Here is a 16037-nt window from a genome sequence, read left to right as displayed (position 1 = left end):
GCCGGGACGGCAGCCGGCCAGGAAACTAGGTTTGTGGTTTCGACGCGAGATGAATGAACATGGCGGTAATCGGGACGCGCAGGACGCCAGGCGCGCTGTTGAGCAGCGATCTCAGGCGGTCCACGTCGCTGTGCTCGAGACCCCTGAGCAGACGGACGAGGAGGAAGTAGACCGCGGCCGCGACGCAGACCGCGCTCACCATCCCGGCGATGCCGGGATTCACCTGGAGGATCAGTCGCGCACAGACGGCGCATCCGATCGCGGCGAGAAGCAGGCGCGAGAGATGCGCGAACGGGATCGGATAGCTCAGGCGCCGCAGGACGAACCACGCACTCAGCACGAACAGGTACAGCTGAACGAGCGCCCGTCCGAAGGCCGCACCGACCGTCCCTAAATGCGGGATCAGCAGGAACCCGATCAGGAGGGTCAGAGCGGCGCCCGAGAGATTGAGATAGAAGGAAAAATCGCTCCGCTCCATGCCGATGATCAGCCCGGCGAACAGCATCGAGTTGCCTCCCAGGCAGGACGAGGCGATCAGGATGACGGCTGGATCGGCCGCCTCGCCGAAGGCCTTACCGAAGAGAAGCGGCACGAGCTCCGGGGCGAGCGCCGCCGTTCCGAACGCCATCGGCAGGATCATGAACGCCATGAGGCGCGTGCCGGACGACATCATCTTCTCGAGCAGCGGGCGTTCTCCGGTACCGGCATGTTCGGAGAAGTAAGGGACCAGGCCGGCCGTCAGGAGGAGCGGCCCTTGGATGGCGAGGTTGGCGAGCGTGAACGCCGTCGAGTACAAGCCGACCGCCTCCTTGCCGTGGAAGTAGTTGAGGATCGCGACCTCGGGCCGGGCCACGATCAGGGCCGAGGCGAGAGTGCTGGCCCAGGCGAACAGGGAGTAGCGGCGCACTCGCCGACGCAGGTCCGGCGAAAGCGTCCCGCCGTAGCGGCTGACGGCGAACGGGATCGGCGCCGAGATGGCCAGTCCGACGACGTAGCCGAGCAGCGCCCCAGTGGCGCCCAACCAGTAGCAGCCGATCGTCGTCGCCGTGAGGCGCACGGCGGCGGTGTAGACGGCGAGCTTCGCCGCGATGTCGAATCGCTGTGAACCTTGAAAATAGCCGACGGTGAAGTTCGAGAAGGCCTGCGCCACATACAGGGCACCGACGATGACCCATTGGCTCGGATGCAGGCCGATCTCGTACCGCGCTGCCGTCGCGGGATCGACGTCAACGTAGATCGCCAGGACGATGAACGCCAGCAGACCCAGAATCGTAACGGTCGCGAAGGGGACGAGAAGGTAGCCCGCGAGCCGCTGGGCCGTTGCGGACGGCCCGGATCGCGTCAGTTCCGGAAGATACCGGGCGAGACTCGCATAGGCGCCGAGGTCGGTCGCCGCCGTCGCCAGCGACATCACCCACAGTGCGAAATTGAAGACGCCCGTTTCCGCCACCCCGAGCAGGCGCGCCACGACGATCGTCGTCGCGAAGCTTCCCAACGATCCCGAAAGGGCGGCCAGCACACCATAGAGGGTATTTCGTGCGAAGCGTTCCAACATGGCTCTCTGGATTCGATCGTCAGGCCGGGTTTCCGTCGTGCCCTTGCCGCATGGCCCGCGCGCAGGGACGGCGCCGGCATTCGCCCTCCGACGGCCTCGTCAGGGATGCTTGGTGCCTCCGCCTTCCGTCCTGCATAGTGCCTGCGAGTCCTCATCTCACCGTATCAGTTCTTCGAGACGGCCTCGCCCGCGAAGGGCGTCACCGGCCGTGCAAGGGGCTGGTGCATTTGCCGGAGGCGCCGAAACCGCCCGCTGTGAAACGCGTTCCTGATCATCGTCCGAAGCCGGAGCGCCCTTGGAATCGGCCATGTCGCCATGGTCAGCGCTCCGGCGACGACGCATTTGAGCCGGATCGAGCTGTATTCGCGCGTCGTCGGTTGCCGGTGCCGGAACAGGAGAACCGCGGAGGTCACGCCGGCGCTGTCGTAATAAGACAGGACGTAGTCCAGCGTCTGGCGTGCCAGCGGAATATGGTGGTAGACGATAGGATCCGGCAGGCACAGCCCGGCATAGCCTGCTTTCAGCACCCTTTCGTAGAAGTCGACTTCCTCGCCACCGATGCGCCGGTCGGGCGCCACCCCTAGTTCGGGGTCGTAGAGGAAGCGACGCTGCACCTCAGCCCTCACGCCATAGTTCAAGCCGAACGGAACTGCTCCGCGCGCAAGAGATATGGGCACCGGATCCGGCCCGAAATTGCGCACGGCGAGCAGGTCACGCAGGACTGTCGTGTTGGCGCGAAACCAGCCGATGGCGGGCTCTTCCAGGACGGCGACCGAGCCTCCACCAAAGAGGCTCATACCCGGATGGTTGCGAAACGCATCAGCATAGGAGCACAGCCAATTGCCGTCGACTTCGACGTCGTCATCCGTCCAGACCAGATTCCGGCCCCGAGCGGCGAGCACGCCGCGGTTGCGTGCATGGGAGAGGCCGGGCTGGCTCTCGACGACGCTGCGGAGGGGCAGGGATGAAACGAAGCTTTGAACGACCGACTGGGTTTCGTCGTTACTGTTGTTATCAACGACGACGATCTCCCAGGCCAAACCCTCCGGCTTCTTGGCACGCACGAGCGAGGCGAGGGTTCTTTCAAGCGATCTTGCGCGATTGCGCGTGCAGATCAGGACGGAGAGACTGATCTCGTTATCCGGATATTCGGTACTCATATCAGGTTCACCCATCCATCTACGGTCGGCACGGGCGCGCTAGTACTACAGTCGGGTTTGCCGAAACTCCCTTCGGGAGCCAGTCCTACCAGTCGCGCTCCGCCGTCGGATCCCGAAGGGCACGGACGCTTCGCTGTACGATCTCCGGCTGTAGTGCTAGAGCGCTTTTCGATGAAGTGGACACCGGTTCGTCGTCAAAAAGCGCGACGAAACAAATACCTAGGGTTGTGGCCGATCCAACGTGATCGGTCACGGCTCTAGGACGGTCATGGGCGGCGCGTACATCCCTTCGCGACGGCGTCATGTGGCCTCAGAGACGAATGACGCGTTCGGGCTGCAACCGCCCGCGCAGCAGATCGATGAGACCGAGCAGATTGCCGATCACGCGACCCCGCCGGTCCACATAGGGCTCCGGGAACAGGCTTCGCAGAAGATTCGCCGACACGTTGCGGCTGATCTGCGCGAGGGCGCGCCTGAGCGTGAAATTGCCTTTCCGCAGGATATAGATCGGGTTGGCGATCTGTGAGTAGCCCAGTCGCGTGCCTGTCTGCCGGCCGGCCTTCACGCCGAGGTGAACGCCCCGGAGCTCCGTCGCGCGGGCGATGCGGCCATACTTGGCGAGGCACCGGCTGAAATCGACGTCCTCGAGCCAGCCGTAGAGGGGGAGCATCTCATCGAAGCGGATGTTGTACCGATGCACCAAGTCCATCCTGGCGCTCATATTGCAACCGTAGCCGTTGTAGATGTCGTCGATCGCGCCGCCCCGTGGCGCCGCCGCAGCCGCGCGGATGGCCGCGCGAGCGGCTTCGACCGCGACGCCGCCCGTCGTCACGCCGTCGAGCAGTACCAGGCCGGTCAGCATCGCGATGTCCGGATGAAGCCGATGCAGCGCATCGAGCTTCAGGATGTATTCCGGGTCCATGATGAAGTCATCGTCGAGAAACAGGATGATCTCACAGTCGCGGCAGGCATCGATGATGACGTTGCGTTGAATGGAGGAGCCTCGCACGCCGTAGAGGGTCTCGACGCCGGGCGCCGTTTGCGCGGCTCCGACGGTATCGGCCGGGCTGGGCGCGCAGACGACGACGCGATCGGGGGGACGGACCTGCTCCCGGAGCGTCGCCAACGTCTCGCATAGGATGGCAGCACGGCCGGCCGTTGCGATCCCGATGGCGATCGTCAAGGAACCGTTGGGCGCCGGCATCAGCGCCTCCCGTCTCCGTCGTCCGGGGCGCGCCGCGCATAGGCCCAGACCATGACCGGAAAGTTCGCCTCATTGCAGCGCGAGCCGAAGAAGCCGCGCTTGCGCCACCGCTTGAAGTTGCCGACCACACAGGCCCTGTTCCCCCAGGAGCGCGTCTCGATGTTCGAGGGCAGGAACCCGCCTTCCTGGAGGAGGTGCGACAGGCCCGTCTCCGTCCAGCGGTTGCAGTCGATCGGAACGTTGTGAACCCGCACCAGGAACGGGGTTGCGATGATGAAGACCCCGCCCGGCCTCAGCATCGCGTGCACGTTCTTCACGGCCCGGTACGGCCAGGGCAGATGCTCGAACACCTGATCGGCGATGATGACGTCGAAGGTCCGGGGCAACGCCTGCGAGCAGATATCGAATTCCGGAAACTGCGTCTCGGCGTAAGATCGGAACGAGAAATTCTGCCGCCACTGTGGGCCGGCGGAAATTTCGAGAACCTCGAGATTCTGCGGTCCCAGCCGGTTCAAGTAGGCGAAGCACTCCTCGTACATCACCTCGCGGACCCAGTCCGTGGTGCCGAATCCAACCCGCTCGAGCGGTCTCCGGAGGAGCTGCTTCAGGGCCGGCCGCGAGCGGACGAAACTCACAAGAAAGCCCGCATCTCCGCTATCGCAGACGTTCTCCATCTATTTGATCCCTGCTTCTGGTTGTTTTGTGCTGCAGCGCCAGCTCCGGCGTCGACGTAAGATCGGCTCGGCGGCGACGGACCGTTGCGACGAGCGACTCGTGGGATGCTGTTCGCCACGATGTCCCCGGGCCGCATCGGCGTCAGGGGGGGCGAGGATCGTGTCCGGCCCGCCTCGTCCATTGCCGCCCTTAGAGCCGTTCCCGACCTGATTGCATCCGGTCGGCAGCTCTAAAGCTTTGATGTGGCCTCTCTGACGCCGAACCGGCCTCCCGACGGGAAGCGCTCTAGCTTTTTGATTTTGCCGCATTTTCTGCGACGAACCGGCACCCACTTCGTCAAAAAATGCTCTGGCCTTACCCTGCGACATCGGTGCATGCCCATACCCTCCCTGCCGATTGACTGCATGCCAGACTTCGCCGGAACCGCGAAATGCGGTGCGGTCTTCCCGCTTCTCATTCATCTCGTGATCTCGGAAAAGCATCTCCCACAACATTTGATATACCACCGCCTTCCGATCAGCCAAGAGCATATGTTCTAAGCTCTATCAGCCTGGATAAGGCGTCGCCATCAGGTATTAACCTGACAGGCTGGCGGCTTGGGACTAGGCAGAATCGCCCCGCGTGCCTCCGAATCCTCAATCCAAGAGGGGCGCCGTGACGACGCATGACCCCGTCCTCAGCCCCGCGGCGGGCGCTGTCTGCGGGCCGGACGCAGCATCGGACGGGCCCTGGCCGGGCCGGCGTCCCGCCGCGGATTCTGCCCGATCGGCCCCCGGTGCCCGGTTCCGAGGGCGCGAGAGGGCGCCCCAATGTCCGCGGCGCGATGGCCCGCGCTCCGAACCCATCAATCAGGACGCCAGGATCATCAGGGAGTAGCCGCCGAGGACGCGAACCGCCAAGTCGCGATTCGCCGCGTAGCACAGCCGACGCGGCAGGCGCATGAGCCGGCTGGTGACGGCCTGGTTCGGCAACTCCAAGCGGCTTGCCGTGTAATGATGATCGATGATCCGGTATCCGCAGTCCTTCAGCGTTGCGAGGATGCTGTCCTTGTAGAAATAGTGCAAATGACCGACATTGGCGCGCAGGTTCATGATCGGCCACCCTCGCAGCAGTGATTGGACCGACAGGTCGAGTGGGACATGAAAGATTTTGTACTGGCTTCTGCTTTTGATGGCTTTGAGGAATGCATTATAATCTTCGACGTGTTCGATAACGTCGATCAGCAGGATGATGTCATAGTGATCTTCGGAATCCTGCAGAAAGTCCTTGAGGAAGAATCGGACCGGATCACGCTCCTTTGCTTTCGCGCGGGCATAGGCCTGCGGCGCGATCTCGAATCCGCAAAGATCAACCCCCGGAAACGCGTTCGACAGATTGAGCAAAATATCGCCGGTTCCGCATCCGACCTCGCAAATATTTTTGAATGAGAGTTGATTTCGGTGTATGATTTTCTCAATATGGCTGGCTTTCCAAGGTGCATCCTCTTCGTGCCAAGTAGGGTTGCGATTGCTGTAGAGATCGGTCTCGTAGATTTGCCGCATCGTCATGAATCCCTAGTCAAGCATTCATGGACTGCTATACGCAGTGCCGTCTTGAGGATCCCAAGGAATCCCGGGTCGGTGTCAAGCCAGCTTGCCGTAGCTTTCGCGAATACTCCAATCGGTTTGAGGCCGCCGGATTTGTCCGGCAATCGGGCACTTGACGAGGCGGGCGGGGCCGTGGCGCTCAACGAGTTCGTCACCGAGCGAGGATCCTTCGCGACCCAATGCCCGTTTTCACGGGCCCGTCAGGTGGTCGGGCGCTTCAGCAGATCATGCGAGTAGCTGAAAACGTTCTCGCCGGCATGGACGTAATCGCGAGGGCCGGAATCGATCAGAGCCCTGTATATGGCATGCGCCGTTCCCTTCCAGGCGAACAGCCAATCGTGATGCTCGAAGACGATGAGGGGGAACGCTTCCACCCAGTCGTAGTTCGACCGGAACAAGGCGGTCTCGAATCCCTCGATGTCGATCTTGGCTATGAACGGGACGGTGTTCGGCACCTGACCGAGGGCATCCCTGACGGTGATCGTGTCGGTCTGCCCGGCGTTGCTCTCGACGGTCTCCCAGGCCCAGGGCGCGTCGGATACATTGGAGAGTGAAACCTTGTCTCTCCGGTTCGCGATCGCTGCATTGACCGGTATGATATTTTCATATGGAGCTGTGTTCTTCTTCAGAACAGCAAAGTTTTTCGGCTCTGGTTCAATCGCCACGATCGCCGCTTTCGGGAACTGCAATGAATACCACAACGAGGCGAGCCCGATATTGGCGCCGCAATCGATGATGGCGGGTGTCTTTCCTGCTTGCACGACCGTATCGTAGAATGACCTCAGCTGATCGGCGTGCTCGGCGGAGCGCTCAAGATATTCCTTGTCGACGAAAATCTGGTGAAAGACAGACCAGTCGCTTGTCGATACACGAAGGAATATGGGGTGGTCATATCCCTTTAAGGTCACCGACGAGGCAGACCACTTGGCGTTATGGCCGGCAGCTTTGGCGAGGAACTTCTTCGACGCCGCTTCGACACCCCGCACAAGACCCAGAGTGGACAGCAATTTCCGATAGCTGTGGATGGTTCTCAGGCTGATGATGGTCATGCTCGATGCTCGTATCATTTGCCGCCGAGCGGCCAACACGTCTCCGGACGTGTGGCCGGCGCGGCCGCGTAGACATGGACATAATCCACCAGGAGGGTCGATGGATCGGGGGTATTCTCGATCGAGAAGCCGGACCCGAGGGCGAGATTCACGAGCGGGTACATCGGGAGATCGAGAGCCTTGGGCGTCGCAACCCGCCAGATCGCAGCGCGATCCAGATAAAAGGTGATATCCTCGCGCGAGATCCACACCCCGTAGGTGTGAAAGTCATTCACCAGCGCTTCCGGCGGTAAACTCGTCGTCTTGATCAGATGTTGCGCAATGTTCGGGTCGCCGGACCACACATGAAGGGCCGATTGCATGGCCCTGGGCTCATGTCCATAGTATTCAAGCACATCGATCTCGACGGACGTCCCCTTGGCATCGGCCGGGCGAAGGGTGGTGAGCCAGAATGCTGGCCAAGTGCCAGGTCCCGGCGGCAGCTTCATCCGCGCCTCGAAGTAGCCGTACTGAGTGCCGCGCCCTGCACCCGTGTAATCGGATGCGGCGATCAGTCCCGAGCGCCACCGGCCGTCCTCGTTGCGCTTCGCGGTGATGCGCAGGATGCCGTCTGCGACCGCGAAGGGACCGCCCGGTCCCGGATCGGAGAACATGGCATCGCCGAAATCCCCATTCCAAGGCGTGTGGGCCGTCCATCGGGTGGCGCCGAGCTCCCGCGCGCTGATGCTTTCGGTCGTGAAATCATCCGTGAACACCGGCGTCAGGCCACAGGCCTCCCTTTCATCCCGGGTCAGGCCTTTCGCCGCGCAGGTCCCGCCGGCGGTCAACAGCAGCGCGGCCAGCACGACGCATCGCTTGTACATTCCGGCGACCATGCGAAACTCCGTTGTCCGTACCGAACCGACCGACGAAGCGGCCGGTCTCATCCCGTCGTTCCCGGTCGTCACGCAGCCTCGCCGATCCGAACTCGCCCCGCGCAAGGTGCCCGGAACCGGTGCCACCAGACCGCTTTCGACGCTCCTAAGCATCCTGGATCCTGACGCGCGTGTTGCGGAGCCGGCTGCGGCCGCCGGGGCACTCTCGGCACCGGGAGTGGTCAAGCCGGCCGGATCGCCCACTGAGTCGCAGCGGGGCGCCGTGAATGGCCGGTACCGGGCCCCCGCGCGGCGCGGCAGCGCCGAAGGGAGCGCGCCGGCCGCAATGGCCGCGTAGAGGAAGAAGTTCAGACCCAGGTCGATGAAAGCGCCGGCGACCGACGCCGCGATCACCTGGACGATACAGGCATCCCGGGCGCCCAGTCTCACCGCCCGCGCCACCGTGTCATCCGCATCGCCCCGCTTGAAGAGCGCGGCCAGAACGAAGGCGCCATAGCCGGCCGCCCCGAACGCGCCGATGCTGGCCGGCACCGCTATCAGCCAGCTCGATGCGCGCAGACTGCCGATGCCGGCTCCGAGCCACAGCGTGTCCCGGATCGCCACGATCGCCTGCCTGTTCCACGCGCTGCGCTCGATCCCGGAATCCGACGACAGCTTGTTGAACAGCGTGGCCTGGATCATGTCGTTGACGCTGCTGCTGACCTCCGGATTGAGCAGGATGGCGGCGACCAGGAGGGCCAGGAACGCGGGCGCGAGACCGAGCAGCATGACGATGTTGACCGTCGCGCGCCCGTTCAGAAGGCGGAACGTCCCGAGCACGAACTGGAGCGCGAGCAGGCTCGACAGGCCCACATAGCCGGTCGACGAGGTGGCGAACGTGATCGCAATCAGCGACAGCAGGGCGAGGAGGCCGGTCGCGCGTGGGGCGATCCCCTCGCTCCACAGCCGCAGATTGAAGGCCAGCAGCGCCAATGTCGTGTAGGCGAAGGCCCCGGCCTCCGTGAAGGAGCCGACGATGCGCTTCAGCCCGTTCACCTCCGTGTCGTCGAGCATCCGATAGGCTGAATTTCTGATGAACGATAATAGATCGGTCGTGCTCGTGTAGTAAGTCGCGAGATCGGCGAGGACGAAAAGCAAATTAACCAAGCTGCACCAGATGATCGCGCGCACGATCTCGTGCGCCACGCCGGGCCGGCAGGCATAGGCGCTGAAGATAAGGAAGCAGATCGCGTCGCCGACGAAGTAGATGGTTTGTGTGAGATTTGCCGCCGTGGGAGCGAGCGGGATCGTGAGGATGGTCGAGACCCCGTTATCCGCCCGAGCCGGCGAGAAGACGTAAGTCGCGCCGGCGAAGAGGCGGGGCATGATGATGGTGACGCCGATTCCGTAGCAGACCGTGAGAAGGAGCCAGAAGCCCGCGCTCGGAAAGCGCACGGTGCTCAGGCTCTCGCGGGCCAGGGCGGGCCGCAGGACGAGGTCCAGGGCGATGAAGGCGAGAAGCATGTGGGACGGCTGGATATTCGCGCCACCCAGGGCGGTCAGGAAGGCCGCGCCCGCGGCCCCGAGCAGCGCGAAGCACATGAAGATCGCGATGGTCGCAGACGGACCGAGCGCGAGACAGGCGAAGCCTGCCAGGATGGTGATCAGACCGATCGGCTCGATCGACATGGGACGTCCTTCTCAGGCTGTCACGATCCGGGGCGCGACGCGTCACCCGCATTCGTGAGCCGGGGTGTGGATCGGACAGGCGCCGCACGGCCCCATCACCCAGGCGCGAGTTCGGCGCGAGCGTCGGCCCGTTCCTCGGCGGGGCGCCGCACCGGCACGATGCCGTCGGCCTGCGCCATGGCGTCGAGGTAGATTTCGGCCGATCGCTGCCACGAGAAATGCGTCGCCCTGAGGCGGCCGCGCTCGACCATCTCGGCCCGGAGCGCCGGATTCCGGTGCAGCCTCATGATCGCCTCGTACCATCGATCGGGCGAAAGGGCCGGCGCATAGAGTGCCGCATCGGCGCATACCTCCGGCAGACTGGCGCGGTCCGAGACGACCACCGGGCAGCCGATCGCCATCGCCTCCAACGGCGGCAAGCCGAAGCCTTCCGTCAAGGACGGAAAGGCGAGGCACAGGCTGCGGGCCAACAGGGCGGAAAGTTCCTGGTCCGACAGGCTGCCCATCCAGACCGCTCCGGCGGCGTTCCGTTCAAGCCCGGCATCGCCGTAGACATGGGCTTCTTTGTTCCCGACGATCGCCAGGCGCAGCCCGCTCGCCGCCAGGTCCGGCGCGATCTTGAGGAGCGTCGCGATGTTCTTGTGCGGGGCCAGGCTGCCGAGAACGACGACGGTATCCCGGTCGCCCTCGGCCGTGACGGGCGCGCCCGGCCCCCATCGCAGAGCGTGCTCATGCCCGTTCGGTGCGATCACGATCTTGTCCGGGCCCGTGATCCGGGCCCGCGCAATCTGCTCCGCGGAGAAGTGCGAGACCGTGGCGATCGTCCGACTGACCCGCCCGAGCAGCGGCAGCAGCAACCGGTAGAGAAGCCGGAAGCCGCGCGAGTAGCTTTGCGGGAAGAGAAAGACGTTCAGATCGTGGATGCACACGATCTGCCTGCGGCCGATCACCGTGCTGGTGTTGCACAGGCTGAGAATGCGGCCCCTTGACCAGAGCGGCAGGACGATCTGTTCCCAGAGGTGGCCGGAGAGGCCCTGGGCCTCGCGAACGGAAATCGCGCGCAAATCCGGAAGGGGAGCCGCCCCGGCAGGCACCAGGATCTCAACCGCAAGGTCGCGCGCCAGGGGATGTCCTTCATGGATCAGCCGGTCGAGGGCCAGGACGGTCTCGCGCCCATAGCGCTGGACCCCGGTCATGCGTTGGGTGAGAAAGCGCCCATTCACCGTCCAGTACCGTGTCATCGCAATCCGCCTCGTGCCCAGGTCAGGGGATGGGTCAACACCAAGAGCGCGATATCCCTCCGTGACATGATCGCCGCTGTCGCTCACCCCAGCTCGGCCGATCGGAAACCTGCGCCGTGCACTGTCCGGCAGCATCAAACGCGAAGATCGATCGGCGGTGGTCTGCGCCGGTCGGGGGCGCAGCGTCCCAGAGCAGAATCCGTTCACGGTGGACCGGCTTCTGCCCCAGGCCTTTGAGTTTGCCGCATTGTCTGCGACGAACCGGCATCCATTTCGTCGGACAAGGCTCTAATGAGTGAGGACGTGTCGGCCCTTGTTAATGATGACGCCGAGGATCTTGACGTTCGAGCGGTCGAAACTCCGAAGGGCGGTCGCAATCCGGTAGGATGGCAGGCGGCCGAAGCCGATCACGACTGCGATGCCATCGAGATGGCCGGCGACCGCCCGCGTGTCGGGGGCCTCCTCTAGCGTCGGAAGCGCGATCAGGACCACGCTGTAGAACTTCCGGCAGGTTCCCAGGAGCTCGCTCATGCGCTTGGAGCCGACGAGATCCTCGGACGCGCCGGCGGTCGGGCTCCGGGAGGCCGGGATGAAGTCCGGCTGACCCGGAGCGCCACGGATCAGGACCTGCTCGAGGGTCGTTTCCTCGTTCAGCAGCTCGTAGAGGCCCATATTCACGGTCCGCTGCAGCGCGCGGGTGAGACGGCGGTGGCGCAGGTCGGCATCGATGACGAGCGTGTGGGACCCCGAGGCGGCGAAGGCCCGGGCGAGATTCGCGATCGCGGTGGTCCGACCCTCTCGGCTGGTGACCGCCGTGACGCCAATGCAGACCAGCGGGCCGCCCGTCTGCTGGAGTTGGATGCTCGTCTTGATCTGTCGTACCGCCATCGAGAACGGAGAGAGCGGGTTGCGCGCGAATTCGTTGGCGATCGAGGGCCAGCAGCGGAACCGCAGGTTGGGAAGGACGCCGAGGACGTTGAGGCAGAGGTCGCGCTCGACTTGACCCAGCGTCCGGATCGAGGTGTCCAGGCTGCGATGGACGGCCGCGCTCACGAGCGCAACGAACAGGCCGAGGAGCGCGGAGAAGGCCAGAATCAGCGACTGATGAGGCCAGCTCCGCTTCGACGGCAGCGCGGCCATCGTGATCACGCGGGCTTCCGGGGTGGCCAACTTCGTCACGTCCAGCGTGCCGGTCCGGACCGCCTCGTCCGCGGTCGCCCACTGATCTCTCAGAAGGGAGATCCGTTGCTCGAGGAGCTCGCTGCCATTCTTCGCCGCATCGATCTTGGAGCCGAGCAGATCCTGAAAGTAGGCAGCCGTGATCGCGTTGCAGATGCGGGCCGCGGCGACCGGATCCTCCGACCAATAGGAGATTTCGAGGACATAGGATTGCCCGATACGCCGCACCTGGAGGCGGTCTAGCAAGTCCCGCATCGCCATCGTCGTGCGATCGGGCGGGGTGGCCACATCCCCGTTGCCCAGGATGTAGCCACGCAAGCTTGAAAGCACCGAAGCTTTCAGCTTCTCTTGATTTTGATTCTCGTCAAGTTGCATCGCTCTGACGACGCGTCTTGAGGTTTGTTCGGATTTGATGATCTGGATCTGGTTCTCGATCTGGCTGCTGTCGAGGCTGTATTGCGCGTAGCTGACGTCGGACGTCGCCGCGAAGCCGGATGCGCGGCGCGACTCGATCAGGATCTGCGAGGCGGCGGCGTAGGTCGAGGGCGTGACCAGGACGTAGGCTTCGCCGAGAGCGACGCAGCACGCCATGCACGAGATGATGAGCAAAACGTAGCGGCGCCAGAACGAGATGACATCGCGCGGGCTCAGGCGCTGGTCGACCGGCGAGATCGCCCCAGACAGTTCGGACAGCGGAATTCTAGGGCTAATCTGCAGCATGAGTCAGTTCTGATCCTGAAGGGTGATGCCTCGGAGGAAGCCGACCGTGACGTCTCTGGACGCGGTGGTCACTGCGTCGCGGCATCCGCGATGGCTCTGGCGCTGCCGCTGCGCGGCGCGAGATTCTGCGACGCCATGGGCTGGCTCGCCCGCGTGAGCGGCGCCCGGCGCCGCCTGACCTGGACGATGTCACCCGGTTCGAGCGGCGTGCTGTCGGATGCGTCCCGGGTGGCGGCTCCCGCGGCTTCGGCGCGGACGATCTTGAATTGGAGGTTCGCCGTGCTTTCCCGCGTAGCCTCCTCGGCCTCGGGGCCGGACACCTCAGCATTGAAGGCGAGGCGGTCGGCGGTCACGATCCGCTCCCGCAGCTCGTTGAGCTTGGCCTCGACCTGGCGAAGTTCGATCAGGATCTCGGCCCGCCGCTGGTCCCGCAGTTCCAAGATGTTGCGTTCGAGCCGGGCGCGCTCCTGCTCCGCCCTCACGCGGGCAATGCCGATGTCGAGCCGCGCGGTCTCCATCTGCGCCACCGTCTGCTCCGTCGTGAGCTGGCGCGTCCCGATGGCGAGTCCCTTGCTGGCAAGCGCCCGAACGTTGTCGCGCTCGCTCAGGGCGAGGGTGAGCTGACGCTCGAGGCCCGCATCCTTCGCGTTGAGGGCGGCGACCTCCTTGTCGAGCAGGACCTTGCCCTGCGTCAGATTCTCGATCTTCGACGAGACGGAGTTGCGCCGCGATTCGAAGATGAGCTGCTCCTCGCGAACGGCGTCGCCGGCTTCCGGAGCGGCGATCGGGTTCAGGAGGTCCTTAGGAAAGTCGATGCGGGCCTGATCGTCCGCCTCGGCCTTGAGGCGTGCCTGCTTGGCGGTGAGCGACACCTGTTCGGCGCGCATCACCCGGAGGTCGCCTCGCGCCAACGTCGCGTCGCGCTCGAGCCCGGCCGCCGTTGCGCCGAGGGGGCGGTACGCGCCCCCCGCGATCGCCACGGCCTGAAGCACGGTGAGGCCCGGACGGAACGGGAACTCGCCGGGATTGGCGACGTCGCCGGTGATGTAGAACGGCCGGTACCGCGACACTTCCGCAGCCGCCACGGGGCGCTCCACAAGGCCGAGCCGCTTCTGCAGCTGCTCGGAGACTGCGTTGCCGAGCTGTTCGGGCGTCATTCCCTCCGCATCGATGTTGCCGACCAGCGGCAGCGAGAGCTGGCCGGAGGCGCCGATCGTGAATTCGGTGTTGAGGGCCGCCCAGGAATAGGTCTCGGCGCGCGACGCGCGCCACTCGAACACGATGAGGCGAACCTTGTCCTGTGGACCGAGGCGATACTCGGCGGCGTGTGCAGGAAGCCATCCGAGCAGAAGGAGCGGCGCGAAAGCGAAACGGTGCAGCATCGGATGTCCTTTGCGAGCCTTCGGGGCGTTCGAAGGCCGGGGCGGCTACGCTACGAAGCAGGGGGGTGGCTGACGGCAGACGCGCCCCCATGATTGGGAGACGAGCGGCAGGGTGTCACGCGAAGGCACGGCCCAAGCCGGCTTCAGGCGGCATCGATGCCGCGTTCTGGACGACCCCTCTCTCCAGGCTGGCGTAGCGGTCGATCGCGACGTGCATCTGCTGCTTGAAGCGGCCGATCGTGAACCGGTTGGCATGGGTCCGCAGAACGGAGGGTTCGAAGGACAGGCCATCGAGCGTGTCGATCGCCGCGTTCAGGCTCTCGACGCTCTGCCGATGGAACAGAATGCCCGTCACCCGATCGATCACCGTCTCGAGGGCGCCGCCGCGGCCGAAGGCGACGACCGGCCGGCCGCTGGCCATCGCCTCGACTGGGACGATCCCGAAATCCTCCTCGCCGGGGAAGATCAGGGCGCGGCAACGGGCGTAATGATGGCGGAGCACCCCGAAAGGCTGCGGGCCCAGGACCGTGACGTTTGGACCAGCAAGCCGCTTGAGTTCGCCGAGCATCTCCCCGCCACCGATCACGGTGAGGCGCCGGCCTGACATGTTGAAGGCCTCAACGGCGAGGTCGGGGCGCTTGTAGCGGACGAGTTCGCCCACCATCAGGTACTCGTCGCCGACCTCCTGGGGAGGGGCCAGCTCGAACGCGTCCACGTCGACCGGCGGATGCACGACCTGCGCCTCGCGGCGATAGTAGCGGCGGATCCGTTCCGCCACGTTGCGGGAGTTCGCAACAAATCCGTCGACCCTAGCGGCCGAGCTTTCATCCCACATCCGCATATAATGTGAAAGAACAGGCATCGCTATTCTGGAAAAAAAATCGCCACCATTCCTGTAATCATGATACATGTTCCAGATGTACCGCATGGGTGAATGGCAATAGCAGATATGAATAGAACCGGGGGGCGGCACGATGCCCTTCGCAGGTCCGGATTCACTGCTGAGGATGAGGTCGTAACCGCGAAGATCGAGGTGTTCGAGCGCGAGCGGCATCAGCGGAAGGTAACGCTTGTACCACCGCGCCGGTTGCGGCAGCCGGGAGATGAAGGATGTGCGGATGCGGTGGGCCTTGATCTCATCCGTGATGCTGTCCGGGGACACGACATGCGTGAAGAGGTCGGCTTGTGGATACATCTGGCAAAATGCCTCGAGGACCTTCTCCCCGCCCCGCATCCCGACGAGCCAGTAATGGATGATCGCAACCTTCATGATCCCTCCGATGACCGAAGCGCCGCGTCGGCCTTTGTGTCCACGCGGGCCACGGGGCTGCCCACGCCCGCTTTCGCACGTGGAAGCCCCGCGACCGTCGCGGGGCTTCCACGATCGTTGGCCGGGATAGGGCTCCAGGGCAGTGCGGAGCGGGAGCGGAGTTGACGTGGCGTGCGCTCGCACCGTTGCGCGTTGAGCCACGCGATCGTCCGCATGCCCGCGTCGAGGCCATAGACCCAGGCAAAGCCGGCGATCGTTCCGAGTGCCCGGCTGATCGCCAGGAGGCCCACGGAATGCGCCGGTCGGTCGCCTGGCCCCCTCGGCTGCTTCCCGAGCTGGATCGGGGGCGAGGGATCAATTTCGAGCATGTCGAAACGCTCCCGCTCTGAACTGTTCTGCTCCCCGACCGGCCCCGCCGCGCAAGGACGCCGCTGCCGCGGATCATCTGTGGTCCTGCCTGGAGCATTTTCCGA

Annotated in this window: 11 protein-coding genes; all 11 read right to left on the bottom strand. The window is 64.4% G+C overall.

All coding sequences use genetic code 11. The features are described from left to right. Positions 1 to 25: 25 nt before the first annotated feature. Positions 26 to 1555, bottom strand: a complete 1530-nt coding sequence (locus tag MNOD_RS04205; protein WP_015927597.1) for a flippase — start codon at positions 1553 to 1555, stop codon at positions 26 to 28. A 164-nt stretch (positions 1556 to 1719) separates the two neighbouring features. Next, on the bottom strand, positions 1720 to 2715 hold the full coding sequence (locus tag MNOD_RS04200; protein ID WP_015927596.1) for a glycosyltransferase: 996 nt from the start codon (positions 2713 to 2715) through the stop codon (positions 1720 to 1722). A gap of 310 nt (positions 2716 to 3025) precedes the next feature. Beyond that, the gene (locus MNOD_RS04195) at positions 3026 to 3919 is read right to left on the bottom strand and encodes a glycosyltransferase family 2 protein (protein WP_015927595.1); all 894 of its coding nucleotides are present in this window, start codon (positions 3917 to 3919) and stop codon (positions 3026 to 3028) included. Next, positions 3919 to 4593, bottom strand: coding sequence for a class I SAM-dependent methyltransferase (locus tag MNOD_RS04190; protein ID WP_015927594.1), 675 nt, complete (start codon positions 4591 to 4593; stop codon positions 3919 to 3921). Before MNOD_RS04190 ends, MNOD_RS04195 begins: the two co-directional genes overlap by 1 nt. 849 nt (positions 4594 to 5442) lie before the next feature. Beyond that, on the bottom strand, positions 5443 to 6135 hold the full coding sequence (locus tag MNOD_RS04185) for a class I SAM-dependent methyltransferase (protein WP_043750351.1): 693 nt from the start codon (positions 6133 to 6135) through the stop codon (positions 5443 to 5445). Between the two features lie 245 nt (positions 6136 to 6380). After that, positions 6381 to 7229 carry an FkbM family methyltransferase gene (locus MNOD_RS04180; protein ID WP_015927592.1) on the bottom strand — a complete coding sequence of 283 codons (849 nt, stop codon included), beginning with the start codon at positions 7227 to 7229 and terminating at the stop codon, positions 6381 to 6383. Positions 7230 to 7243: 14 nt separating this feature from the next. Then, the gene (locus tag MNOD_RS48775) at positions 7244 to 9469 is read right to left on the bottom strand and encodes a glycoside hydrolase family 16 protein (RefSeq protein WP_244424660.1); all 2226 of its coding nucleotides are present in this window, start codon (positions 9467 to 9469) and stop codon (positions 7244 to 7246) included. 398 nt (positions 9470 to 9867) lie between these two features. Next, a complete protein-coding gene (locus MNOD_RS04165; RefSeq protein ID WP_015927590.1) occupies positions 9868 to 11013 on the bottom strand; it encodes a glycosyltransferase family 4 protein in 1146 nt (381 codons plus the stop codon). Between the two features lie 288 nt (positions 11014 to 11301). Next, a complete protein-coding gene (locus MNOD_RS04160; protein ID WP_015927589.1) occupies positions 11302 to 12912 on the bottom strand; it encodes a tyrosine-protein kinase domain-containing protein in 1611 nt (536 codons plus the stop codon). A gap of 68 nt (positions 12913 to 12980) precedes the next feature. Beyond that, the gene (locus MNOD_RS04155) at positions 12981 to 14294 is read right to left on the bottom strand and encodes a polysaccharide biosynthesis/export family protein (RefSeq protein ID WP_015927588.1); all 1314 of its coding nucleotides are present in this window, start codon (positions 14292 to 14294) and stop codon (positions 12981 to 12983) included. 115 nt (positions 14295 to 14409) lie between these two features. Continuing rightward, positions 14410 to 15564: a glycosyltransferase gene (locus MNOD_RS04150; RefSeq protein WP_015927587.1), complete on the bottom strand. Its 1155-nt coding sequence runs from the start codon at positions 15562 to 15564 to the stop codon at positions 14410 to 14412. Between the last annotated feature and the right edge of the window lie 473 nt (positions 15565 to 16037).

This window comes from Methylobacterium nodulans ORS 2060 (assembly GCF_000022085.1).
GTDB classification, from domain to species: Bacteria; Pseudomonadota; Alphaproteobacteria; order Rhizobiales; family Beijerinckiaceae; genus Methylobacterium; species Methylobacterium nodulans.
The sequence above is the reverse complement of the archived record's forward strand: the minus strand, read 5'-3'. Positions and strand labels throughout refer to the sequence as shown.

Coding starts and splice junctions, on each gene's coding strand:
- MNOD_RS48775 (WP_244424660.1), bottom strand. CDS start 9,469: ATGCCCCGCCTCTTCGCCGGCGCGACTTACGTCTTCTCGCCGGCTCGG.
- MNOD_RS04185 (WP_043750351.1), bottom strand. CDS start 6,135: ATGCGGCAAATCTACGAGACCGATCTCTACAGCAATCGCAACCCTACT.
- MNOD_RS04165 (WP_015927590.1), bottom strand. CDS start 11,013: ATGACACGGTACTGGACGGTGAATGGGCGCTTTCTCACCCAACGCATG.
- MNOD_RS04150 (WP_015927587.1), bottom strand. CDS start 15,564: ATGAAGGTTGCGATCATCCATTACTGGCTCGTCGGGATGCGGGGCGGG.
- MNOD_RS04160 (WP_015927589.1), bottom strand. CDS start 12,912: ATGCTGCAGATTAGCCCTAGAATTCCGCTGTCCGAACTGTCTGGGGCG.
- MNOD_RS04205 (WP_015927597.1), bottom strand. CDS start 1,555: ATGTTGGAACGCTTCGCACGAAATACCCTCTATGGTGTGCTGGCCGCC.
- MNOD_RS04190 (WP_015927594.1), bottom strand. CDS start 4,593: ATGGAGAACGTCTGCGATAGCGGAGATGCGGGCTTTCTTGTGAGTTTC.
- MNOD_RS04200 (WP_015927596.1), bottom strand. CDS start 2,715: ATGAGTACCGAATATCCGGATAACGAGATCAGTCTCTCCGTCCTGATC.
- MNOD_RS04195 (WP_015927595.1), bottom strand. CDS start 3,919: ATGCCGGCGCCCAACGGTTCCTTGACGATCGCCATCGGGATCGCAACG.
- MNOD_RS04180 (WP_015927592.1), bottom strand. CDS start 7,229: ATGACCATCATCAGCCTGAGAACCATCCACAGCTATCGGAAATTGCTG.
- MNOD_RS04155 (WP_015927588.1), bottom strand. CDS start 14,294: ATGCTGCACCGTTTCGCTTTCGCGCCGCTCCTTCTGCTCGGATGGCTT.